The organism is Neobacillus pocheonensis (genome assembly GCF_050477905.1).
Taxonomy (GTDB): Bacteria; Bacillota; Bacilli; order Bacillales; family Cytobacillaceae; genus Neobacillus; species Neobacillus pocheonensis_A.
Genome location: NZ_JBCNAD010000132.1, coordinates 1 through 989 on the forward strand (window position 1 = coordinate 1; position 989 = coordinate 989).

General features: G+C 51.3%; 1 tRNA gene and 2 rRNA genes. All 3 read left to right on the plus strand.

Annotation, left to right across the window (positions count from 1 at the left end):
* Window positions 1–31: 31 nt before the first annotated feature.
* Window positions 32–107, plus strand: a tRNA-Ala gene (locus ABES02_RS29995).
* A gap of 83 nt (window positions 108–190) precedes the next feature.
* A 5S ribosomal RNA gene (gene rrf, locus ABES02_RS30000) occupies window positions 191–307 on the plus strand.
* 171 nt (window positions 308–478) lie between these two features.
* A 23S ribosomal RNA gene (locus ABES02_RS30005) occupies window positions 479–989 on the plus strand; the annotation flags it as partial.

The following is a 989-nucleotide window of genomic DNA, read 5'->3' on the forward strand; positions in this document are numbered from 1 at the left end:
GCCTAGGCCCACCATATATTTCCCTTAGTATGGGGCTGTAGCTCAGTTGGGAGAGCGCCTGCCTTGCAAGCAGGAGGTCATCGGTTCGATCCCGTTCAGCTCCACCAAAAAAGTCCTAAAAAAGTACTTGAAAGTGAACAAGTAGATGTGATACATTAATCTTCGTCACTTTATGCATTCTCTCATATAGTCTGGTGATGATGGCGGAGGGGACACACCCGTTCCCATGCCGAACACGGCCGTTAAGCCCTCCAGCGCCGATGGTACTTGCTCCGCAGGGAGCCGGGAGAGTAGGACGTTGCCAGGCAGTTACTCTAACGAGTAACTATCCATTGTTCCTTGAAAACTGGATACTGCATGAAATTGCTAAGGATATAAACTGTAAGTACTTTTTAGTAATTACGGAAATGCAAGGATGGCCTGCTAAGTTCGTCTCATCCATGAGACAACGCATGCACTAGCACATCCTGTGCGTCGTGGTTAAGCTAATAAGAGCACACGGAGGATGCCTAGGCGCCAGGAGCCGAAGAAGGACGTGGCGAACAACGATAATGCCTCGGGGAGCCGTAAGCAGGCTTTGATCCGGGGATGTCCGAATGGGGAAACCCACGCATCGTAATCGGATGGTATCATTCACTGAATACATAGCTGCATGAGGAGGCAGACGAGGGGAACTGAAACATCTAAGTACCCTCAGGAAAAGAAAACAAAAGTGATTCCGTCAGTAGCGGCGAGCGAAAGCGGATTAGCCCAAACCAGGGGGCTTGCCCCCTGGGGTTGTGGGACGTCTCACACGGAGTTACAAAAGACTCTTGTAGATGAACAGGTCTGGAAAGGCCGGCCATAGTGGGTAACAGCCCCGTAACCAAAAGCAAACGTATCCCTAGACGGATCCCGAGTACCGCGAGACACGTGAAACCTCGTGGGAATCCGGCAGGACCATCTGCCAAGGCTAAATACTCCCTGGCGACCGATAGTGAAGCAGTACC